Raw genomic sequence first — 20,966 nt, 5'->3', positions numbered from 1 at the left:
CTGTACAAAAACACAGTACATTTTCAATCAGCACTCTTGAGCCCGGAGCACACCATGGCCTCTCTTGCGATGAACCACATCCTCGAACGCATTGCCCTTTTCCAGTTCACCCCGACGCACTGCGTGCAGGCCAGAGTAATGCTGGGCTGGAGCGTGGAACAGCTATCGCGAGAGGCTGAAGTTTCGGTAGGCGACATTCAACGGTTTGAAGCGCAGCAAGAGGTGGCGGATGCGGCACGTCTGGCGTTGGCGTACCGGTTTGAGTCGCGGGGGCTGGTGTTCTTTCCCGGGTTTGCGCCGGGACGTAGTGCGAGTTTGAACGGGGTGGCTGCGGAATCAGTGGGGCGTGGGGATTTTGCGATGGCTGAGTGAGCGTTTGCTGAGTAAGCAGTTGTGGTGAGGGGATTTATCCCCGATGGGCCGCGACGCGGCCCCCAAACAAGGGCTGCTGCGCAGTCCATCGGTGATAAATCCCCTCACCACAAGACTCATTCAGCATTCACTCATTGGGGTCAGGCGTTCTGAACCACCCCCTCACTCTCCCCTTCAACCCCCAACCACCAGGCATTGCCACGCTGCGGTTGCGTGATGTTGAAGGCCTCACCCATTTGCGGCGTGGTAATCGAAATGCTGCGCTCCCAGGCCAGCGCCAGAATGCGGTCGAACGGTTCATGCCAGGCATGCATCGCCAGGTCGAAAGTGCCGTTGTGGATCGGGAATAGCCAGCGGCCCTTTAGGTCGATGTGGGCTTGCAGGGTCTGTTCGGGTTGCATGTGCACGTGGGGCCATTCGACGTTGTAGGCACCGGTTTCCATCAAGGTCAGGTCGAACGGGCCGAACTGTTCGCCGATGCGTTGGAAGCCGTCGAAGTAGCCACTGTCGCCGCTGAAGAAGATTCGTGTGTCGCCGTCGATCATCACCCATGACGCCCACAAGGTGCTGTTGCCGTCAAACAGGCCACGACCGGAAAAGTGCTGCGACGGCGTGGCGATGAAGCGGACACCAGCGATTTCAGTACCTTGCCACCAGTCGAACTGGCGCACCTTGTTCGCGTCGATGCCCCACTTGATGAGCGTGTCGCCGACGCCCAGCGGGGTCAGGAACAGATTGGTTTTGACCGCCAGCCTGAGCACCGCCTCGTAATCGAGGTGGTCGTAGTGGTTGTGCGACAGGATCACTGCCTCGATCGGTGGCAACTGGTCGAGGCTGATCGGTGGTTGGTGGAAACGCTTCGGGCCGGCCCATTGCACTGGCGAGGCGCGTTCAGCGAAGACCGGGTCGGTGATCCAGAATTTGTCCTGCATCTTCAGCAACAGGGTCGAGTGACCGAGGCGATAGACGCTGTGGTTTGGCGCTGCCAGCAGATCTTCACGGGTCAGCGGTTGCACCGGTATTGCCGCGGCTGGTCGGGTGTTGCGGGGTTTGTGGAAGATCATGTTCCACATGATTCGCAGCATTTTGCGCAAGCCTTCGCGTTGCACCGGCGCATGATTGCGGAACAGCCCTTGGTCCTGTCGAGAGGCTTCAGGCGTGGATGTTTTATCCGGAACGGAAACTGGATTGGCCATGACTGAGTGACTCCAGAAAACCCGCTCTATTCACGGTTTTCCTCGGTGGGACGATAAATGGCCAAAGCACGCACGCATCAGCCGAACTGTCTGGTTTTTAGGTTACGAGGATTAACGCAACATTACACCGATCGGTGTAGTTTCCTAGGTTGCATCAAAGTCGATGACAAGTAAACTGCCAAGTGTAATTTCATCTCTCACCTGCCGAAGCGTACTTATGACAGCTCCACAGCGCCTCACCGACCGCAAACGCGAAGCCATCATTCAAGCGGCGATTGCCGAATTCCGTGCCAACGGTTTCGATATCACCAGCATGGACAAAATCGCGGCGACTGCCGGTGTGTCGAAGCGCACGGTGTACAACCATTTCCCCAGCAAAGAAGAGCTTTTCGCCGAAATTCTCAACCAACTGTGGGCACGGATCAGCGCTGAGCAAGTCGTTACGTATAGCGCGGATCAGCCGTTGAGCGAGCAATTGCGGCAGATGCTGCTGGCCAAGTTGCAATTAATGGCCGACGACAATTTCCTCGGACTCGCACGCGTGGCGATTGCTGCAACCATCCACTCTCCCGAGCGTGCACAGAACATGGTCGCGCGCATGGGGGAGCGGGAGGAAGGCCTGACGGTGTGGATTCGTGCCGCTCAGGCTGATGGCCGGTTGAAACCCGTGGATGCAGATTTTGCTGCGCAACAGGTGCACGGATTGCTGAAGTCATTCGGCTTCTGGCCGCAGATTTCCATGGGCCAGCCGCCGCTTGATGCCGAGAGACAGAACACCGTCGCGGAATCGGCGCTGGAGATGTTTCTGGCGCACTATCAGCGCTAGATCGACCTTCCCCTGCAACAGCACAACAGCTGATCGACATCGATCATTTCAAGCTCATCAATGACAGCTACGGCATATCGACGGCGATGCCGTGCTGCAATAGCTGAATCGCGAACCGGCATCTGAGCACATTCGTACAATTTCGAAACAGCAGTTTCTTGTACAGGACGTATAAGTCTGTATAAGATTCGTCGGCCAGCCTGGATGCTGGCACTTTGCAGCCAATGCCAATAACCCTCAGCTTGGCCTGCCCCCGCGGAAACAGGGACAAAACCCAGTCTTTCCCTACTTCCAGGTATGCGCCATGTTCTTCAATCGCCACAAATCCGCCCTCGACGACCTTCAACAGACCCTCACTCAACAGAACGGCTTGCTCGATGCAATCAACCGCTCAATGGCGGTGATTGAGTTCGATCTCGACGCCGTCGTGTTGAGTGCCAACGACAACTTCCTCAAAACCATGGGTTACCGCGCCGAACAAGCGATCGGCCAACCCCATCGTCTGTTCTGCACGCCTGAGTTTGGTCGCAGTGCTCAGTACAGCGAGTTGTGGTCACGCCTGAAAAGAGGTGAGTTTCAGTCCGGCACGTTCGAACGCATCAATAGCAAAGGCCAGTCGGTCTGGCTCGAAGCCAGTTACAACCCGATCAAGGATGTCGCCGGACGCGTGGTGAAAGTGGTCAAGTACGCGATGGACGTCACGGCCAAGGTGCAGCAGGAAAGCGAGGCCAACGCCAAGTTGGAGGCGATCGACCGGGCAATGGCGGTGATTGAATTCAACCTCGACGGCAGCATTATCACGGCCAACCAGAATTTTCTGACGCGCATGGGTTACACACTCGCCGAGCTCAAAGGCAAACATCACCGTTTGTTCTGCACCGCAGAATTGGTCAACAGCAGCGCGTATCAGGATTTCTGGCGACGGTTGAATCAGGGGGAGTTCTTTCAGGGCCAGTTCGAACGCGTCGACAAGCGCGGCCAGACCGTTTGGCTGGAGGCCAATTACAACCCGGTTTACGACGCCTCCGGCCGTTTGTGCAAAGTGGTGAAATTCGCCTCGGACGTCACCGCTCGGGTCGAACAACACGAGCAAGACGCGCGCAGTGCCAGCGCCGCCTATCACATCTCGGTCGAGACGCGGAAAGTCGCCGAACAAGGCACTCAGGTCATTCAACAAGCGGCCAGCGAAATGCGCGAAATTGCTGAGGACATTGCCGCGTCTTCGACGCTGATCGCCCATCTGGGTGAACGCTCGGAGCAGATCACGGCCATCGTCAACACCATTCGCGCGATTGCTGACCAGACCAACTTGCTGGCGCTCAACGCTGCCATCGAAGCGGCGCGAGCCGGTGAACAGGGCCGTGGTTTTGCGGTGGTGGCCGATGAAGTCCGGCAACTGGCGGCGCGTACCAGCGGCTCCACAGCGGAAATTTCCAACATGATCGGTTTGATCCAGAGCGAAACCCGCCAGGCGATCAAGAGCATGGACGGCACCCGCGATCGCGCGGCCCAAGGCGTGGAACTGGCGGATCAGGCGGGTACGGTGATCTTGCAGATTCGTGATGGCGCCAGTGAAGCAGTGCAGGCGGTGAGCATGTTTGCCAATGAGCGGGCGCCGAATTGAGGGTTGTGCAGGGGCGATAGACCGGGTCGCGACCTTCGCAGGCAAGCCCGCTCCCACAGGGAATGAGTCAATCACACATGCTGTGTACGACTGCTGAACCTGTGCGGACTTGCCCGCGAAGAGGCCGGCCGCCACAACGCAGAGCTATAGTGACGGCACGTCCGAAGTCCTGCCGAGCACACCATGAACAACGAAAAACCCGAAACATCCCCCGCCCCCGTCGATCACCTGCGCTTCCACCGCCCCCACGCCCACCTGAACACGACCTTCGGTAACGACGCCTTCGCCTTGCGCGCCGAAGCCTTTGCGCGGTTCTTCGGCACGCCGCTGTTCCTTGGCGCGCAAACCTTGATTGTTGCGGTGTGGATCGGCCTCAACGTTTGGGGCGTGACTCAATTCGACGTCTACCCGTTCATCCTGCTGAACCTGGCCTTCAGCCTGCAGGCGGCCTACGCCGCGCCACTGATCCTGCTCGCGCAAACCCGTCAGGCCGCGCGCGACAAGGCGCAGGCCGACGCCGATGCGCAGCACCGTGAAGCGCTGGCACAGGCCAATACCGAACGTCAGGCTGAGGCGGCGAAGAACTCCGCGCAATTGCTGGCGTTGCTGGAACAAAACACCCGACTTACCGAAATGACGAAAAACCTCACGGAGCGCATCGAAGGCCTGACCAGCGAGTTGCACGCGCACATGCGCGAGAACCCACAGCGTTGATCAGGCTAAACGCAACGCCCGCCCCAGCTCATCGAACAGCGTCACCACCGAGCGCAACGCCCGGCAATCCGGACGCGTCAGTAGCCACAGCGCCGTGTCATAGCCGTGCAACGGCTCGCTCAGCGCCTGCAAATCATCGTTGATAAGAAAATCCGGCAACGCCGCCACGCCGAGGCCGGCGCGCACCAGTTCCGTGACCGACAGCATGCTGTTGCAGCGATATCCCGGGGTCACGCCGGGCAAATGCTGGCGGCGCCAGGCGATGGTCGGGTGATCGGGAAGGAAGTCGTCCGGAGCGATCCAGGTCAGTGCAGCCAGATCCGCCGTGTCGACGTTTTGCAGATAACCTGCACTGGCGCAAACCCTGTAGGAAACCTTCGCCAATTGCCGTCCGACCAAGTGCTCTGGCGGTGTACGCGTCAGCCGCAAGGCGATGTCGGCATCGCGGCGGCTGAGGTTGGCGAAATCGTTGGAGGTGCTCAGTTCAATGGTCAGCGCCGGATAGTTGGGCATGAACTGCGCCAGCGCCGGCAGCAGCAAGCCTTGCAACACTGAATCGGTGCAGGTCAGCCGCACCGTACCGCTGATCACTTCGCCGCCCTGCTCCACACCGATCCGCGCCGCGTCGAGTGCCTGCTCTGCGCGTTCAGCCTGCTCGGAAAGCGTCTGCGCCAAAGTTGTGGGCAAGTATCCGGCGCGACTTTTTTCGAACAGTTGCTGACCGAGCGCGGCTTCGAGACGGCGGACGGCGCGGAACACCGTCGACACATCGACCTTCAACAGCTGCGAAGCGCGGGCCAGAGAGCCGCCGCGTACCAAGGCGAGGATCAGCGCCAGATCCGGGTAATCGAGTCGATAGTGCGCGGGTGCATTGATCACTTGGGGAAACGCCAATATTGAGTGCGTGAGCGCCAATCTATAGTGACCACCACCCTGTGGCGAGGGGATTTATCCCCGATGGGCTGCGAAGCGGCCCCAAGAAGAGACGACTGCTGTGCAGTCGGTCGGGGATAAATCCCCTCGCCACAACGACTCTTCACTTTCGTCACACAAAGGAAATCCCATGGACGCCATTTCCATTGCCCTGATCGGCGATTACGACCCGCAAGTCACTGCCCACCAAGCCATACCTGTGGCCCTTGGTCTGGTCGCCGAACACCTCCATCGCCACGTGCAATTCGAATGGTTGGCCACCGATCAAATCCACGCTGATACACCCTTAAACAGGTTCGACGGTTTCTGGTGTGTGCCTGCCAGCCCTTACAAAAGCGAAGCTGGCGCGCTCATGGCGATTCGTTTTGCCCGCGAACAGCAACGCCCTTTCCTCGGCACCTGCGGCGGTTTTCAACATGCGGTACTGGAATTTTCCCGCAATGTGCTGGGCTGGACGGATGCTGAACATGGCGAAACCTCGCCCGACTCCGAAAGAGCAGTGCTCACACCCCTTACCTGTTCGCTGGTCGAAGCCATCGACAGCATTCATCTACTGCCCGGTTCGTTGATCGCCAAGGCGTACGAAACGTCGGAGATTCATGAAGGCTATCGCTGCCGCTTCGGTGTGAATCCGCAGTTTGAAGCGCAGCTTTTAGAACATCAGCTACAGGCTGTGGGTCATGATTCGGCCGGGGATTTACGGGCGATCGAATTGAAAAACCATCCGTTTTTCGTCGCGACGTTGTTTCAACCGGAACGCGCGGCACTCAAGGGACAGATGCCACCGCTGGTCCGAGCATTTGTTGAAGCCTGCGCGGAGCCACGTTGATGACGTCTTGTTTTGCGGTGATTTTTACCTCGACCCGTACCGAGGGTGACAACGGTTATGCCGAAGCGGCTGAGCGCATGGCCAAATTGGTGAGCGAACAGCCGGGTTTTCTCGGTGTTGAGTCGGTTCGAGGCACGGATGGCGTCGGGATCACGGTGTCGTATTGGGAGAGCGAAGCGGCGATTCTGGCGTGGCGGCAGCATCCCGAGCATCGACTGATTCAGCAGCATGGGCGGTCGACCTGGTATTCGTCGTTTCATACGCGGGTGTGTCGGGTGGAGCGTGAATATCGATTTGGCCAGTGAGTATTGCGGTGTACTCACAGGCCCCATCGCTGGCAAGCCAGCTCCCACAGGTTAGGTGTTGCTCTGAAGATCACGCCGTACCTGTGGGAGCTGGCTTGCCAGCGATGAGGCCCTGACAGCCACAGCAAAAACCTCAGCCCCGCACCAAACTCCGCACCGCCTCAATCTCCGGCACTTCACGCTTGCTCATATACACCCGCAACGGTTCGGTGATGTTGATCCGGTCGTCAACATTCTGATCCAGCAGCAACTGAATCAGCTCACGCTTCAACGTCATGGTCGTTGGCGAAATCTGGGACCAGACGAATTCGCTGGTCGGGATAATGCCGTCATCCGCCACGTCCATGCCGAACGAGTCTTCGCTGAAGCGCACGATGTACTGGCCGGTTTTGCGGTTGAGGCCGACAAAGCCCTTGAGGTCGTCGGCTGCCTGGCAGATGAGTTGGGAGGTGATGCGCATGGTAAACCTCACGAAATGTTGATCGATGGTTTACACGCAGGGCAACTGAACGGCGCGCCCTCTGCCGGGACGTCTGCCGAGGGCAAGCGTACTGCAAACAGCACCACAAAAGTGCAGGAAATATCGCTTTTAATAGGTTTATGTCGGTCTGGCGATAGCATGCAATCGATTCAGTTGTTAAAAGGTACGTCTTTGAAAATGCCCTGCGAAAGGAACTCGACCATGCCCGCCACTTTCACCAAAAGCGCCCTCATGCTGAGCCTGTTGCTCGGTTTCAGTCAGGCGCATGCCGCCACTCACAGCGATCCGAACGCCGTGGCTGCAGCTCACGGCATCCCGCACCCGGCGGTGATCGCCCACCGTGGCGCATCATTCGATGCACCGGAATCCACCGCCGCGGCCTACAAACTGGCCCGTGACCTCGGCGCCGATTATCTGGAAATGGACTTGCAGCGCAGCAAGGACGGCGTGCTGTTCGTCCTGCACGACGACAATCTGCAGCGCACCACCGACGTCGCCAGCAAATTCCCGGATCGCAAGGACAGCCCGGCCAACGCCTTCACCATGGCAGAGCTGAAAACCCTCGATGCCGGCAGTTGGTTCAACACCAAATACCCGGACCGCGCGCGCCCATCCTACGCCGGGCTGAAAATTCTTACTCTCGATGAAGTCATCGACATCGCCCAGGCCAATCCGCAGCACAAACCTGGCCTGTACATCGAGACCAAAGAGCCGCAGCTGTTCCCCGGTTTAGAGAAAGACTTGAAGGAGAAACTGCAGGATCGCGGCTGGCTCAGCCCGGCGGGTTCGAAACTGGCGAAAAGTGCGCTGGGTGTCGGCCAGGGCAAAGGCAAGGTGATCCTGCAAACCTTCGAGAAGAACAGCCTCGAACTGCTGCAAAAGGAAATGCCGCAAGTGCCGAAGATTCTGCTGCTGTGGGTCGGCGAAGGCAGCATCGAGCCGAAATCCAAGGTGACGTTTGCCGAGTCCGGCGAGAAAGACAAAAACGCTTTCTACGGCAAGCAGGAACCGAAATCCGAAGCCGAATTTAAACAATGGGTTGATTACGCCAAGGCTCAGGGCGCTATCGGCACAGGCCCTTCGGCGAAGCTCAACCAAGGTGGCGACCAGAGTTATTCGGATCTGGTGCAGCCGTGGATGAACCAGTACACCCACGATCAGGGCCTGCTGGTGCACGTCTACACCGTCGATGAGCCGGTGGACTTCGACAAAGTCATGGCCGCAGGCGTCGATGGCATTTTTACCAACCGCGCCAGCGAACTGTTGAAGTTCTATAAACGCCCAGCCGCCGCGAGCGTTGATCAGGTGTTGAAGAACAACGGGTTCTGATCGTTAAACCGGGTTGTCCGCATCGCGAGCAGGCTCACTCCTACAAGAGCCCTGCACGCGATGTGGGGTTTTAAGGGTGAATTAAGTTGCGTTGGCTAATCTGAACTCACTTCAACAGAACACGCACTTAAACAAACGAAGGAATGAACCGATGAAAACTTTGACTGCCCTGTTTACTGCTGCTGCCCTGACCCTCACCGCGGGTATCGCTCAGGCTGATGTACGCGTCGATCAGATCCCTGAGCTGGTCAAGTCCGGCAAGATCAAGTCGCTGGAATCGATGAACGAGGCTGCACTGAAACTGCATCCGGGTGCGACCATCACTGACACCGACCTGGACAACCACTTCAACGGTTACGAGTATGAAGTTGAATTGAAAACGGCTGATGGCAAAGAGTTCGATGTGGACTTTGACGCTACCACTGGCAAAGTGCTGAGCGACAAGCAAGACACTTGATACACCGTTTAACCAAAGCCGCACGATTGAAAGATCGTGCGGCTTTTTTACGTCTGGAGTAAATCGTTGCAGGAGTGAGCCTGCTCACGAATGCGTAGTGTCAGTCGACATCAATCCTGGCGGGGCTAGCGCTTTCGCGAGCAGGCTCACTCCTACAATGACCGCGTCGGCCACAACATTGTGCGGCTGGCTAGAACCCTGTAGGAGCTGTCGAGTGAAACGAGGCTGCGATCTTTTGATCTGGTTTTTTACAATCAAAAGATCGCAGCGTGCCGCAGCTCCTACATAGATATCGCAGTTGAGGGTTTAGGCAGAAGTACTGACCAACGAACCGGACGTGCTCGAATCCGAATCCTGCAACGCCTGCAACAACCCTGCCGTCGCCGTTTGCAGCGAGGCCGAAGTTGCCGTGACTTGCGCTTGTGCCGCCGCAACATCTGCCGCTTTCGCATCGGCACTTTGCTGCTTCGCCTGTGCCGCTTGCAGCGCTTGTTGCTGTTCCTGCAACTGCTTTTGCAACTCGGCGATCTGCTTGCGCAGTTCTTTTACCGTGTCCGATTCTGAGCTACTGGAACTGCCGCCACCCGCCGGTGCAGCCCCGCCGCCTGCGGCAACTTTACTGGTATCGCCAGTATCGCCGGTGCTGGCAGTCGCGGTGGTCGAGGTGTCTTCACTGGCCGAGGCTTTGCTGACCGAGGTGGCCACAGGTTGAGTGATCGAAACAGAGGTGAGGCTGACCATGGGAGTGCTCCAATGCCGGTTATAGATCCCCGGACATCGGCCATGGTCGCGTCAAATTGAGATCGACTGTGTACCGACTCGGTATCCGAATCGGTACACAGTCAACGGATCACGCGCTCAGGCGAGCGGTGACTTCGTTCAGTTGCCCGGACAGGCCGTGCAGATTCTGGCTGGCGCTTTCGGTGCGCTGCACGTTGTCGAGGTTAGTGCTGGCGATCGAGGTGATCTCAGTCAGGTTGCGCGAGATGTCCTCGGCGACCGACGTCTGCTCTTCGGCCGCCGTGGCGATCTGACGGTTCATGTCGCGAATCGCTTCCACCGCGTGGGTGATGCGCTCAAGCATGGCGCCCGCCTGTGTCACTTGCTCAACGCTTTCGTCGCTGCGGGTCTGGCCGCTATCGATGGCTTGCGCCGCGTCTACCGCGCCGGTCTGCACGCTCTGAATGATCTGGTTGATCTCGATGATCGACTCCGCCGTGCGCTGCGCCAGGTTGCGCACTTCGTCAGCGACCACCGCAAAACCGCGCCCGGCCTCTCCGGCACGCGCCGCTTCAATCGCCGCGTTGAGCGCCAGCAGGTTGGTCTGTTCGGCGATGCCACGAATCACTTCCAGCACCTTGCCGATGCGGCCGCTGTCGGCTTCGAGACGACGAATGACCGTGGCGGTGTTGGCGATTTCGCTGCGCATCAGCGTGATGGAATGGATGGTGCTTTGCATGACCTTTTCACCCTGCTGGGCGGACTGGTCGGCATCGTCGGCAGCTCGCGCGGCATCGGCGGCGTGACGCGCGACTTCCTGGGCGGTGGCGGACATTTCGTTCATCGCCGTGGCTACCTGGTCGGTGCGGTTGAACTGCTCGTTGGTGCCGCCGGCCATGGTCGTGGCGATGGCGTTCAACTCGCCGCTGGCGCTGTCCAGATCACTGGCGCTGCGCTGCAAACGAGTGAACGTATCCGCGAGAAAATCGCGCAGGGTGTTGGCGGCTGCGGCGAGGTTACCCAGCTCATCCTGACGGTCGCTGACCACCCGTTCGGCCAGTTTGCCGCGGCTCAGTTGGGTGACGTAATCGATGAGTTTGCGGATCGGCTCGATCAGGTTGCGGTTGACCAGCCACAGGCTCAACAGCCCGATCAACAGACCCGAAGCGAGCATCACCAACAGCCCCAGCCATACGGTGCGATCGGCCTCGGCACTGATCAACGCCGACTGCTCGGTGCCCTGCTTGCGCAATTCGGCGACCAGTTCGCTCATCTGATCGCTGGCAGCGCGATCGACACCTTTGACAGCTGCGTCACCGGCAGCAGAATCGCCACCCGCGGCGACGTAGGCATCACGGCCCTTCTGGTAGGCGCCGGCCAACTGACGATGCTCTTCACGCAAGCGCTCGATGCGGGTTTTCAGGCTTGGCTCGATGCCTTTCTGGCTGGCCAGTTCGCCGAGGATTCTCTGCACATCGCGCTGGCGATCTTCAAACTGGCCCCAGTACTTGGCCAGATCCGCCGGCTGCTTGCCGCGCAGCAGGACGTTTTTCCATTCCTGTACCTGCACCTTGAATTGCAGGTTGGCTTCATCGATCAATTGCGAAGTGTGCAACGGGCCGGCGATCAATTGGCTGTAGCTTTGCACGCCGTTGGAGAGGAAATGAAAACAGGCCAACGCGATCAACAAGACCGCCAGCAGGCTACCGCTCAGCAGGGCGAGAATTTGCGCTCTCAGGGATTTTTGCAGCATCGCAGGTACTCAGGACAGGGATGAGGCACGCCAGGAAAAGGCGTGAAAAGTGGCCTGACTTCCCTGTCGGCGAACCTTGGCCAACGGCCAATGGCGCGCAACCTAACTCACCTGAGATCGGCGCGCCAGAGCGTTTCTTGAAGAACTCCCGACCGCCGGTAACGCTATGATTTGACGTCATTTTGCCGTCACACAAACGTCATGTGACATTGCGATGATCCGGCACAGGTGAATCTGAAAATCCCGCCCAGCGCCCTCCTCGCAGCGAGCCTCCATGAACCACAGCCTCGATATCAGCCATCGCGATCCTGACCTGTTTGGTTTGCTCTACGGTTTTCGTTTCCTGCCTGGGGAACGTGGCCGCGAAGTCGATTCTGCGACGGCACTGCGTTGTTTGCAGGACGACAGCGACAGCGGTGAATTCCTCTGGCTGCACTTGAATCTGGCCCACGCCGCGTGCGAGCGCTGGATGAAAAGCCATCTGCAACTGCCCGAAGAATTTTTCGAGGCGCTGCACGAGGGTTCGCGTTCGACGCGCATCGAGCACGTCGACTCGGCGTTGCTGGCAGTGGTCAACGATGTGGTGTTCAACCTCAGCAGCATGGTGTCGTCGGATGTGTCGACGTTGTGGGTGTGCGTGCGCAGCAAACTGATCGTCAGTGCGCGCCTGCAACCGCTGCACTCGGTGGATAAGTTGCGTTCGTCGGTGAAGGCCGGTGAGCGTTTTCGTTCGCCCTCGGAATTGCTCGTGCACCTGCTGCGCGATCAGGGCGAAGTGCTGACGCAGATCGTGCGCAAGACCAGCCTGAGTGTTGATACGGTCGAAGACGAGTTGCTCTCCTCACGCCTGTCGACCAACCGCGCCGAACTCGGTGCCAACCGCCGAGTGCTGGTGAGATTGCAACGGCTGCTGGCATTGGAGCCGGGTTCGTTGCTACGCCTGCTCAACCGCCCGCCGCCGTGGTTGCAGAAGGAGGACGTCAAGGAACTGCGCAAATCCACCGAGGAGTTTGCGCTGATCATCAATGACCTCACAGCCCTCGGCGAGCGCATCAAACTGTTGCAGGAAGAAATCGCCGCCAACCTCAACGAACAGAGCAACCGCACGCTGTTCACCCTGACCGTGGTGACGGTGCTGGCGCTGCCGATCAACATCATTGCCGGTTTCTTCGGGATGAATGTCGGCGGCGTGCCGCTGTCGCAGGACGCGCATGGGTTCTGGATATTGGTGGCGCTGGTGGCGACATTTACGGTGATTGCGGGGCGGTGGGCGTTTCGTAAGCGTGGAGATTATTAAGATCAAAAGATCGCAGCCTTCGGCAGCTCCTACACTGCCACTGTAGGAGCTGCCGAAGGCTGCGATCTTTTGACTTTGCCTCTAGCGATTCATCCAAACACTGACCTGAAGCAGTCTCTCTGTAACATTCTGCAACGATCATGGGCGACATTCCTTCCCTCGCTCAGGATTGTCCTCTCATGGCTACTCCCTCCCTGACCGCCAGCCCAGCGTCCGCCGCCAGCGGCAGGCCCGCCCTCGACAAGAAAACCAGCCCGTTCACCTACGTATTGTTTTTCGCAGTGCTGGCCATGGGGATGCTGTTCACCGCCTACAGTCTGATGCACGACATGCAGGAACTCGGCACGACGGTCACCACCTGGACGCCATTTCTGCTGCTCGGCGTGGCTTTGGTGATTGCGCTGGGTTTTGAGTTCGTCAACGGTTTCCACGACACCGCCAACGCCGTGGCCACGGTGATCTACACCCACTCGCTACCGCCGAATGTGGCGGTGGTCTGGTCGGGTTTTTTCAACTTCCTCGGCGTGTTGCTATCGAGCGGTGCGGTGGCATTCGGCATCATCGCGCTGCTGCCGGTGGAGCTGATTCTGCAGGTCGGTTCGTCCGCCGGTTTCGCGATGATCTTCGCCCTGTTGATCGCAGCGATCCTGTGGAACCTCGGCACCTGGTGGCTGGGTTTGCCGGCCTCGTCGTCGCACACCTTGATCGGTTCGATCATCGGCGTCGGCGTGGCCAATGCCTTGATGCATGGCCGCGACGGCACCAGCGGTGTCGATTGGGCGCAGGCCACCAAGATTGGTTACGCGTTGCTGCTCTCGCCGCTGGTGGGTTTCGGTTGTGCGGCGCTGTTGCTGCTGGCGTTGCGCGCATTCGTGAAGAACCGCGCGCTGTACAAGGCACCGAAAGGCAACACTCCGCCGCCATGGTGGATTCGTGGTCTGCTGATCCTGACGTGCACCGGCGTGTCGTTCGCCCACGGTTCCAACGACGGCCAGAAAGGCATGGGCCTGATCATGCTTATTCTGGTCGGCACCTTGCCGATGGCCTATGCATTGAACCGCACCATGCCTGAAGAACAATCGCTGCAGTTCGCCGCCGTGGCGCAAGTCACCCAACAAGCCTTGGTGAAAAGTGCGCCGCAGCCGGCACCTGCCGATCCGCGCCCGATCCTCACGGAGTACATGCGCAGCAAGGAAGCCACGCCGCAACTGATCCCCGCCCTCGCCGCCCTCACCGGGCACATCGGCGAGGAAGTCAAAGGCTACGGTTCACTGGCGAAAGTCCCGGCTGAAGCCATGGGCAACGTGCGCAACGACATGTACCTGGCCAGCGAATCGATTCGCCTGATGGACAAGAACAAGGTCGGCAACTTCGACGCCGACACCACTGGCAAGCTGCAACTCTTCAAGCAACAGATCGACAACGCCACACGGTTTATCCCGCTGTGGGTGAAGATCGCCGTGGCAATTGCGCTGGGGCTCGGCACCATGGTCGGCTGGAAACGCATCGTGGTGACGGTCGGCGAGAAGATCGGCAACACCCACCTGACCTACGCGCAAGGCGCCTCGGCGGAAACCGTGGCGATGCTGACCATTGGTGCAGCGGACATGTTCGGTTTGCCGGTGTCGACGACGCATGTGCTGTCCTCGGGCGTGGCCGGGACCATGGTCGCCAATGGCGGCGGGTTGCAGATGAGGACCATCCGTAATCTGCTGATGGCGTGGGTGCTGACGCTGCCGGCGGCGATCCTGCTGTCGGGTAGCCTCTACTGGCTGTTCACCCAAATCTTCTGACCAAAATAATCCCCCTGTAGGAGCTGCCGAAGGCTGCGATCTTTGGATCTTGATCTAAAAAAAGATCAAAAGATCGCAGCCTTCGGCAGCTCCTACAGTCGGCCAGGGTGGGTCAGAGGGTTGAGCGGATCACATCCCCCAGCCAATCCATGAACACCCGCACCCGCAACGGCAAATGCCGTTGCCGCGCATACAGCAACGAAATTCCCATCGACGGCGCGGTGAATTGCGGCAACATGGTCACCAGTTCGCCGTTGTCCAGATGCGGCTGCATCCCCGTGCGCGGGACCTGTACCAGACCGAAGCCGCCCAGGCATGCCGACTCGTAGGCGTCGGTGCTGTTGACCGTCACGCTGCCAGCCATTGGCAAGCGCCGAACCTGACCGTCCTGCTCGTAGACAAACCCTTCCGAGCGCGAACCCAATACGCCGACGTAATGCACCAGGCGATGCTGCGCCAGATCTTCCAGTGTCTGCGGCACACCATAGCGCGCGAGATACGCGGGACTGGCGCAATTGATCATCGGGAAGTCGCCAAGGTGCCGCGCCACCACGGATTGATCCGGTTGCGCGCCGATACGCACCACACAATCGAAACCCTCGCTGAGCAGGTCGACGCGGCGGTCGGTGCTGCTGATTTCCAGTTCCAGATTCGGATGACGATCCATGAACTGCGGCAGCCGCGGCATGACCAGACGCCGCGACAGAATGTTCGGCATGTCGACGCGAATACGCCCCGTCAGTGAGGCCTCGTCCTGCCGGAACAAGCCTTCGATCTCGTCCATGTGCGAGAGCAGATCCTTGCTGCGTTGGTACAACACCAAACCGTCTTGCGTCGCCTGCACCTTACGCGTGGTGCGTTGCAGCAAGCGCGTGCCGAGCAGCGCTTCCAGCGCTTGCACCTGTTCGGACACCGTCGAACGTGGCAGCCCGAGGCTTTCCCCGGCGAGGGTGAAACTCGATAACTCACTGACCCGGACGAAGGTGCGCAGCAGTTCCAGTTTGTTCATGGGGGAGCTCTTTGATTGTTCGACTTAACCGACCAGTGATTCCGGTTTAAGCCTGTTTATCACCCCATGGCGGATAAATAAACTTTGATCCATCACCACTCACCGCAATCGAGGACTTCACATGAGCCGCAAAATCGCATTGATCACCGGCGCCAGCCGTGGCCTGGGCAAGAACGCAGCACTGCACCTCGCCGCTCAGGGCGTGGACATCATCGGCACTTATCACAGCCGGGTGGACGAAGCGCAGGCGCTGGTCGTCGAACTGGAAAAACTCGGCGCAAAAGCCGTGATGCTGCAACTGGACGTCGGCCGCAGCGAAAGCTTTGGCGCATTCGGTACGCAGGTCGAGCAGGCATTGCAGCAGCAGTTCGAACGTCAGCGTTTCGATTTTCTGATCAACAACGCCGGGGTCGGTCTGCATGTGAGCTTCGCCGAGACCACCGTCGAGCAATTCGACATGTTGATGAACGTGCACTTCAAAGGGCCGTTCTTCCTGACTCAGCAACTGCTGTCGCTGATTAACGACGGCGGGCGGATCATCAACGTGTCCAGCGGTCTCGCGCGGTTCAGCATCCCGGGCGCCAGTGCCTATGCGGCGATGAAAGGCGCGATGGAAGTGCTGACCCGCTATCAGGCCAAGGAGTTGGGCTCACGCCAGATCACCGTAAATACCCTGGCACCCGGCGCCATCGAAACCGACTTTGGTGGCGGTGCGGTGCGCGACAATTCGGCGGTGAATGCGATGGTCGCCGAGAACACCGCGCTGGGCCGTGCGGGGCAGCCGGATGATATCGGCGGAGCACTGGCGTTGTTGCTGTCGCCGGGCGCGCAGTGGATCAATGGTCAGCGGGTTGAGGCGTCGGGGGGGATGTTTCTCTAAGATCAAAAGATCGCAGGCTTCGCCAGCTCCTACATTTGAAATGAGTTCCAGTTGTTTGGGTGCAATCCGTTTGAAATGCGTTTCAGTTTTTTGGGTGCAATGCGTTTGAAATACGTTCCAGTTGTTTGGGTGCATTCCGTTTGAAATACGTTCTAACTGTAGGAGCTGCGGCACGCTGCGATCTTTTGATTTGGCTTTTTCAAGATCAAAAGATCGCAGCCTTCGACAGCTCCTACACGCAAATGAGGGTTAGCCCTGGCAGGCGTTGCGCATCAAGAAGCGCTCGCGGAGTACGTCGTAGCCCCAGTGATAAACGTAGGTATAGGGCAGGAAAAACAGCAACACGCCGATGTCGAGCAAAAACGCCTGCCACAGGCTGACCGACAGCCACCAGGCAATCAGCGGCACGCCCATCACGATCAAGCCACCCTCGAACAGCAAGGCGTGAACCACCCGCACCCAAGCGTTATGGGCGACATTCATGCGCTCGAGCATGCGGTCGAAAAACCGGTTGAACACCACGTTCCAGCCCAGCGCCAGCATCGCGATCAGCACCGTCACCGCGCCCATTTCAAGCATCGGTTTTTTCATGATCCACGCCAGCAACGGCGTGCAGATCAGAATCGCCAGCAATTCGAAACCGACAGCCTGGAAGATACGTTCAGTGATGGATTTTTGGGCAGTCATGGCCTGAGTCCTTGAGTGAAGATGGTTGCCATGATCTGCCCTCGCATCGATACTTCAAAACCAATAACCATCGATCAAGGCGATAGTTCATGGCCTCGCAAGAAGTGCTTTTGGCGTTTGTCCAAGCGGCGACCCAAGGATCGTTTTCGGCGGCGGCGCGCAAACTCGGGCGCAGTCAGTCGACCATCAGTGCGGCGGTGGCGAGTCTGGAGATTGATCTGGACCTGGTGTTGTTTGATCGCAGCAGCCGCAAACCGACGTTGACGCCCGCCGGCCATGTGATGCTGCAACGCGCCGAGGCGATTCTTACGGCCAACAGTCGTCTGGAAATGACTGCACGGCAATTGTCCCAAGGTGTTGAGCCGAAATTGACCGTGGCGATTTCCGACACCTATCAATCCGCGCGTTTCGAAGCGGCGCTGTTCGGTTTTGAACAGCGCTATCCGGATCTGGAACTCGAATGCCTGATCGCCGAATGCGATGACTTGATCGAACTGGTGCAGCGCGGTCGGGCGCATCTGGCGTTTGCAGAGATGCAGGACAATTACCCGCCGGATCTGGTGACCTCGACTGTGGCTGAGCGCACCGATATTGCGCTGTTCGTCAGTCGCGAACATGCGCTGGCGACACTGGAGCACGTCGATCAGCCAATCCTGGAGCAGCATCGCGAGTTGCGTCTGGCGACGATCGTCAACCCCTACGACAGTCGCGCCAAGGGTCGCGTCTGGTCGGCGCCGAGTTATCTGATGCTGATGGAAATGGCCGAAATGGGTTTCGGCTGGGCGCCGCTGCCGCGCTGGCTGGTGGGGCGTTTCGGCAATGGCACGCTGGTAGAGCTGACAGTGCGCGGCTGGCCGAAACCGGTGTTTGTCGATGCCTTGTGGTCGCGGCTATATCCGCCGGGGCCGGCGGGGAGCTGGTTGTTGGGCAAGATGCTGGAATAGATCAAAAGATCGCAGCGTGCCGCAGCTCCTACAGTTACAACCCATGTAGGAGCTGCCGAAGGCTGCGATCTTTTGATCTTGTTGTTGATTGAAGAAAATCAACGTTAAAAGATTGAAGCCGTCGGCAGTTGCTACAGGGGGTTGGGTGTCGGTAGTTGGTTTAAGCGCGCCTCGATAAACCGCCGTTCAGGCTCTTGCCGCGTCAATTCCAGCGCCCGCGAATAAGCCACCCGCGCCTCCTCCACCCTGCCCAACTGCCGACAAAACTCCGCCCGCGCCGAATGCGCCAAGTGATAATCCTGCAACTCACCGCGATCCATAATCCCTTCGATCAGTGTCAACCCAGCCAACGCCCCATCCCGTTTGGCCACCGCCACCGCGCGATTCAACTCGATCACCGGAGACGGCATCGCCCGCAACAGCACGTCATACAGCCCGACGATCTGCTGCCAATCGGTTTCCTCAGCGGTTGGCGCCTCGGCGTGCACGGCGGCAATCGCCGCTTGCAGGCAATACGGCCCAAATCGTCGTGTGGTCAGCGCCCGTTCCACCAACGCACAACCTTCAGCGATCAACTCAGCATCCCACTGCGAGCGATCCTGGTCATCCAACAGCACCAACTCGCCATCGGGCGAGGTGCGCGCCGGGCGCCGGGACTCGTGCAGCAGCATCAATGCCAGCAACCCCATCACCTCGGGTTCCGGCAACAATTCCATCAGCAATCGCCCGAGCCGGATCGCTTCACGGGTCAGATCTTCGCGGGTCAGCTCAGCACCCATCGACGCCGAATACCCTTCGTTGAACACCAGATAAATCACCCGCAGCACACTGTCGAGGCGCTCGGGCAGTTCGCTCAGGCTCGGCACTTGATAGGGGATTTTTGCATCACGGATTTTTGCTTTGGCGCGCACGATGCGTTGGGCAATCGCCGCCGGGGCCGAGAGAAACGCGCGGGCGATTTCCTCGGTGGTCAGGTCGCAGACTTCACGCAAGGTCAGCGGCACTTGCGCATCCGCCGCCAGCGCCGGGTGACAGCAGGTGAAGATCAGCCGCAGGCGATCGTCTTCCACGTCTTCGTCGCTCCAGTCGGCATCTTCGAGTTCTTCCAGTTGCGCCAGTAACAATGGCTGCGAGGCTTTGAAGCGTGCGCGGCGGCGTAACACGTCGATTGCCTTGAAGCGCCCGGTCGACACCAGCCAGGTGCGCGGATTGTCCGGCACGCCGTCACGCTGCCAACGCTCGACCGCGACGAAGAACGCCTCGTGCAAGGCTTCTTCGGCGAGGTCGAAATCGCCGAGCAGGCGGATCAATGTCGCCAGAATCCGCCGCGACTCTTCGCGATAGACCTGCTCGACCCGCGTCCGGACCTCAGACATTCAACTGCCGCACCGGGCGCACTTCAACGCTGCCGACCCGGGCCGCCGGGATGTTCCCGGCGACCTGAATCGCTTCGTTGAGATCCTTGGCGTCGATCAGGTAGAAGCCGGCCAGTTGCTCCTTGGTTTCCGCGAACGGCCCATCGGTGATCGACAATTTACCGTTGCGCATACGTACCGTGGTGGCGGTCTGCACCGACTCCAGCGCCTCGGCGGCAACCATCCGCCCGCTGCCCTGAATTGACTCGGCATAGGCCCAGCATTCGGCGTCTTCGGGGCTGTCGGGCGACGAATGCAGCAGGCGTTCATCGCTGTAGACCAGGCATAGATATTTCATGGCGTGCTCCTGATTCGAACGGATCAACTATGGCTGAAGATCACGGTTGCACATCGAACAGCGTGGCGCCGCTCATCGGATCAAACGGTGCCGACCAGTGTTCATGGGCAATCCGCCACGCGCCGCCGACCTGCCGATAGCACGCGGTGACGCGCATCCAGCAGCTTTGGGTTTCACCCTTCTCGTTGGTGCCGCCGCAATTGGCGACCCAGTGGGCGAAGGCGATGTTGTCGGCAGTTTCGATGACGACTTCCTGAAACTCGAAGATGTGCGGGCCGGGGCACATTTGCATGCAATCCACCCAGTGCGCGCGGTAGGCCGGTTTGCCCTTGAATTGCAGGGCCTTGATCGCGTCGAACGAGACGATGTCATCGGCGTACAACGCCATGACTTTCTCCACGTCCTTGGTCATGACGGCGTCGCGGTAGGTATTGATCAGGGTTTGAATTTCAGACTGTGCGCTCATGGTGTTCTCCGTGTTTTTTGTTGTGAAGACACCCTTAGTCGTTCGGCGCATCGGTCGATCGACAACTGAAACAAAAAAATTCCGCAGGAGGCAAAGTCGCTAGAATCCGAGACTCATCTTTGTAGGAAAAAGGAAATTCCCGTGTCAGCCCAACTCGTGCCGTACGACAGCCTGAACGCCCAGCAGCGTGAGCAAGTCGAGGCGATTGAAATCCACCCCGAGCAAATCAAGTTCTCCGGCGACATCCACGGCGCCCTGCACACCTTGCTGTCGAAACCCGGCCCTGGCGTGAAGGGTTTTGCACTGCTGGCCGATGATGTGCCGGTGGCGTTCCTGCTGCTCAAGCGTCCGCCGGTGTTACCGGCATGGGCCGATGAACACAGCGCCACGCTGCATGCGTTGCAGGTCGATCGCCGGGCGCAGGGCAAGGGTTACGGCAAGGCGTGTCTGCAAGCGTTGCCCGAGGTTGCGCGCCAGGCATGGCCGGAGATCAAGGGGCTGGAACTGTCGGTGGACGCCGACAACGATGCCGCCATCGCGCTGTACGCCAAACACGGCTACGTCGACAGCGGCGAAGCGTACAAGGGCCGAATCGGTTACGAGCGGCGCATGGGGCTATTTTTCTAAGTCATCGAGGG

The 20,966-nt window shown here is 59.1% G+C and carries 23 protein-coding genes; 13 read left to right on the top strand and 10 right to left on the bottom strand.

Annotated elements, in window-relative coordinates:
- The first annotated feature begins 54 nt into the window (after positions 1-54).
- On the top strand, positions 55-372 hold the full coding sequence (locus ICA16_RS07455; protein WP_210554092.1) for a helix-turn-helix domain-containing protein: 318 nt from the start codon (positions 55-57) through the stop codon (positions 370-372).
- 140 nt (positions 373-512) lie between these two features.
- Here ICA16_RS07455 and ICA16_RS07450 read toward each other — a convergent pair whose 3' ends face one another.
- Complete coding sequence (locus ICA16_RS07450; RefSeq protein WP_210700323.1) at positions 513-1,568, bottom strand: MBL fold metallo-hydrolase; 1,056 nt, start codon at positions 1,566-1,568, stop codon at positions 513-515.
- A gap of 217 nt (positions 1,569-1,785) precedes the next feature.
- On the opposite strand from ICA16_RS07450, the gene ICA16_RS07445 reads away from it, so the two are divergent.
- The 3 genes from ICA16_RS07445 (at position 1,786) to ICA16_RS07435 (ending at position 4,732) form a co-directional block, all read left to right on the top strand.
- Entirely contained in the window at positions 1,786-2,394 is a 609-nt protein-coding gene (locus ICA16_RS07445; RefSeq protein WP_210700322.1) for a TetR/AcrR family transcriptional regulator, read from the top strand.
- Positions 2,395-2,698: 304 nt separating this feature from the next.
- Entirely contained in the window at positions 2,699-4,018 is a 1,320-nt protein-coding gene (locus ICA16_RS07440) for a methyl-accepting chemotaxis protein (protein ID WP_210700321.1), read from the top strand.
- Positions 4,019-4,201: 183 nt separating this feature from the next.
- A complete protein-coding gene (locus ICA16_RS07435; RefSeq protein WP_210700320.1) occupies positions 4,202-4,732 on the top strand; it encodes a DUF1003 domain-containing protein in 531 nt (176 codons plus the stop codon).
- Here ICA16_RS07435 and ICA16_RS07430 read toward each other — a convergent pair whose 3' ends face one another.
- Positions 4,733-5,611, bottom strand: a complete 879-nt coding sequence (locus ICA16_RS07430; RefSeq protein WP_338049913.1) for a LysR family transcriptional regulator — start codon at positions 5,609-5,611, stop codon at positions 4,733-4,735. It lies immediately after the preceding gene.
- Positions 5,612-5,795: 184 nt separating this feature from the next.
- Between ICA16_RS07430 and ICA16_RS07425 the strand changes: the two genes are divergently transcribed.
- Both ICA16_RS07425 and ICA16_RS07420 read left to right on the top strand, forming a co-directional pair.
- Complete coding sequence (locus ICA16_RS07425) at positions 5,796-6,494, top strand: CTP synthase C-terminal region-related (seleno)protein (protein ID WP_210700456.1); 699 nt, start codon at positions 5,796-5,798, stop codon at positions 6,492-6,494.
- Positions 6,494-6,799 (top strand): antibiotic biosynthesis monooxygenase family protein, encoded by a 306-nt coding sequence (locus tag ICA16_RS07420; protein WP_210700318.1) that lies wholly within the window; start codon positions 6,494-6,496, stop codon positions 6,797-6,799. The genes ICA16_RS07425 and ICA16_RS07420 overlap by 1 nt, the downstream gene beginning before the upstream one ends.
- Positions 6,800-6,932: 133 nt before the next feature.
- Here the strand turns inward: ICA16_RS07420 and ICA16_RS07415 are convergent, their stop codons facing one another.
- Positions 6,933-7,259: a DUF2025 family protein gene (locus tag ICA16_RS07415; RefSeq protein WP_210700317.1), complete on the bottom strand. Its 327-nt coding sequence runs from the start codon at positions 7,257-7,259 to the stop codon at positions 6,933-6,935.
- Between the two features lie 222 nt (positions 7,260-7,481).
- Between ICA16_RS07415 and ICA16_RS07410 the strand changes: the two genes are divergently transcribed.
- Complete coding sequence (locus ICA16_RS07410) at positions 7,482-8,609, top strand: glycerophosphodiester phosphodiesterase (RefSeq protein WP_210700316.1); 1,128 nt, start codon at positions 7,482-7,484, stop codon at positions 8,607-8,609.
- Positions 8,610-8,760: 151 nt separating this feature from the next.
- Positions 8,761-9,066, top strand: coding sequence for a PepSY domain-containing protein (locus tag ICA16_RS07405; RefSeq protein WP_150592925.1), 306 nt, complete (start codon positions 8,761-8,763; stop codon positions 9,064-9,066).
- A 306-nt stretch (positions 9,067-9,372) separates the two neighbouring features.
- Here the strand turns inward: ICA16_RS07405 and ICA16_RS07400 are convergent, their stop codons facing one another.
- Both ICA16_RS07400 and ICA16_RS07395 read right to left on the bottom strand, forming a co-directional pair.
- Positions 9,373-9,807 (bottom strand): hypothetical protein, encoded by a 435-nt coding sequence (locus tag ICA16_RS07400; RefSeq protein WP_210700315.1) that lies wholly within the window; start codon positions 9,805-9,807, stop codon positions 9,373-9,375.
- Between the two features lie 109 nt (positions 9,808-9,916).
- Positions 9,917-11,539, bottom strand: a complete 1,623-nt coding sequence (locus ICA16_RS07395; RefSeq protein WP_210700314.1) for a methyl-accepting chemotaxis protein — start codon at positions 11,537-11,539, stop codon at positions 9,917-9,919.
- 274 nt (positions 11,540-11,813) lie between these two features.
- On the opposite strand from ICA16_RS07395, the gene ICA16_RS07390 reads away from it, so the two are divergent.
- Together ICA16_RS07390 and ICA16_RS07385 are read left to right on the top strand one after the other, a co-directional pair.
- Positions 11,814-12,836, top strand: coding sequence for a transporter (locus ICA16_RS07390; protein ID WP_210700313.1), 1,023 nt, complete (start codon positions 11,814-11,816; stop codon positions 12,834-12,836).
- 179 nt (positions 12,837-13,015) lie between these two features.
- Positions 13,016-14,629 (top strand): inorganic phosphate transporter, encoded by a 1,614-nt coding sequence (locus ICA16_RS07385; RefSeq protein WP_210700312.1) that lies wholly within the window; start codon positions 13,016-13,018, stop codon positions 14,627-14,629.
- 112 nt (positions 14,630-14,741) lie between these two features.
- On the opposite strand, the gene ICA16_RS07380 is transcribed toward ICA16_RS07385, so the two are convergent.
- The gene (locus ICA16_RS07380; RefSeq protein ID WP_210700311.1) at positions 14,742-15,638 is read right to left on the bottom strand and encodes a LysR family transcriptional regulator; all 897 of its coding nucleotides are present in this window, start codon (positions 15,636-15,638) and stop codon (positions 14,742-14,744) included.
- A 121-nt stretch (positions 15,639-15,759) separates the two neighbouring features.
- Between ICA16_RS07380 and ICA16_RS07375 the strand changes: the two genes are divergently transcribed.
- The gene (locus ICA16_RS07375; protein ID WP_210700310.1) at positions 15,760-16,518 is read left to right on the top strand and encodes an SDR family NAD(P)-dependent oxidoreductase; all 759 of its coding nucleotides are present in this window, start codon (positions 15,760-15,762) and stop codon (positions 16,516-16,518) included.
- A 249-nt stretch (positions 16,519-16,767) separates the two neighbouring features.
- Here ICA16_RS07375 and ICA16_RS07370 read toward each other — a convergent pair whose 3' ends face one another.
- Positions 16,768-17,205: a multidrug/biocide efflux PACE transporter gene (locus ICA16_RS07370; protein WP_150616117.1), complete on the bottom strand. Its 438-nt coding sequence runs from the start codon at positions 17,203-17,205 to the stop codon at positions 16,768-16,770.
- Between the two features lie 89 nt (positions 17,206-17,294).
- Here ICA16_RS07370 and ICA16_RS07365 point away from each other — a divergent pair, with 89 nt between their 5' ends.
- Entirely contained in the window at positions 17,295-18,149 is an 855-nt protein-coding gene (locus ICA16_RS07365) for a LysR family transcriptional regulator (RefSeq protein WP_210700309.1), read from the top strand.
- Positions 18,150-18,280: 131 nt separating this feature from the next.
- On the opposite strand, the gene ICA16_RS07360 is transcribed toward ICA16_RS07365, so the two are convergent.
- The 3 genes from ICA16_RS07360 to ICA16_RS07350 are packed head-to-tail and all read right to left on the bottom strand — an operon-like array spanning position 18,281 to position 20,328.
- The gene (locus tag ICA16_RS07360) at positions 18,281-19,525 is read right to left on the bottom strand and encodes an RNA polymerase sigma factor (RefSeq protein WP_210700308.1); all 1,245 of its coding nucleotides are present in this window, start codon (positions 19,523-19,525) and stop codon (positions 18,281-18,283) included.
- Positions 19,518-19,862, bottom strand: coding sequence for a YciI family protein (locus ICA16_RS07355; protein WP_008081988.1), 345 nt, complete (start codon positions 19,860-19,862; stop codon positions 19,518-19,520). Before ICA16_RS07355 ends, ICA16_RS07360 begins: the two co-directional genes overlap by 8 nt.
- Positions 19,863-19,902: 40 nt before the next feature.
- Entirely contained in the window at positions 19,903-20,328 is a 426-nt protein-coding gene (locus ICA16_RS07350; protein ID WP_210554108.1) for a YybH family protein, read from the bottom strand.
- Positions 20,329-20,469: 141 nt separating this feature from the next.
- On the opposite strand from ICA16_RS07350, the gene ICA16_RS07345 reads away from it, so the two are divergent.
- Entirely contained in the window at positions 20,470-20,955 is a 486-nt protein-coding gene (locus ICA16_RS07345) for a GNAT family N-acetyltransferase (protein WP_150616121.1), read from the top strand.
- Positions 20,956-20,966: the final 11 nt, after the last annotated feature.

The organism is Pseudomonas anatoliensis (assembly GCF_017976235.1).
Taxonomy (GTDB): Bacteria; Pseudomonadota; Gammaproteobacteria; order Pseudomonadales; family Pseudomonadaceae; genus Aquipseudomonas; species Aquipseudomonas anatoliensis.
This window is presented reverse-complemented; position numbering and strand designations above follow the sequence as displayed.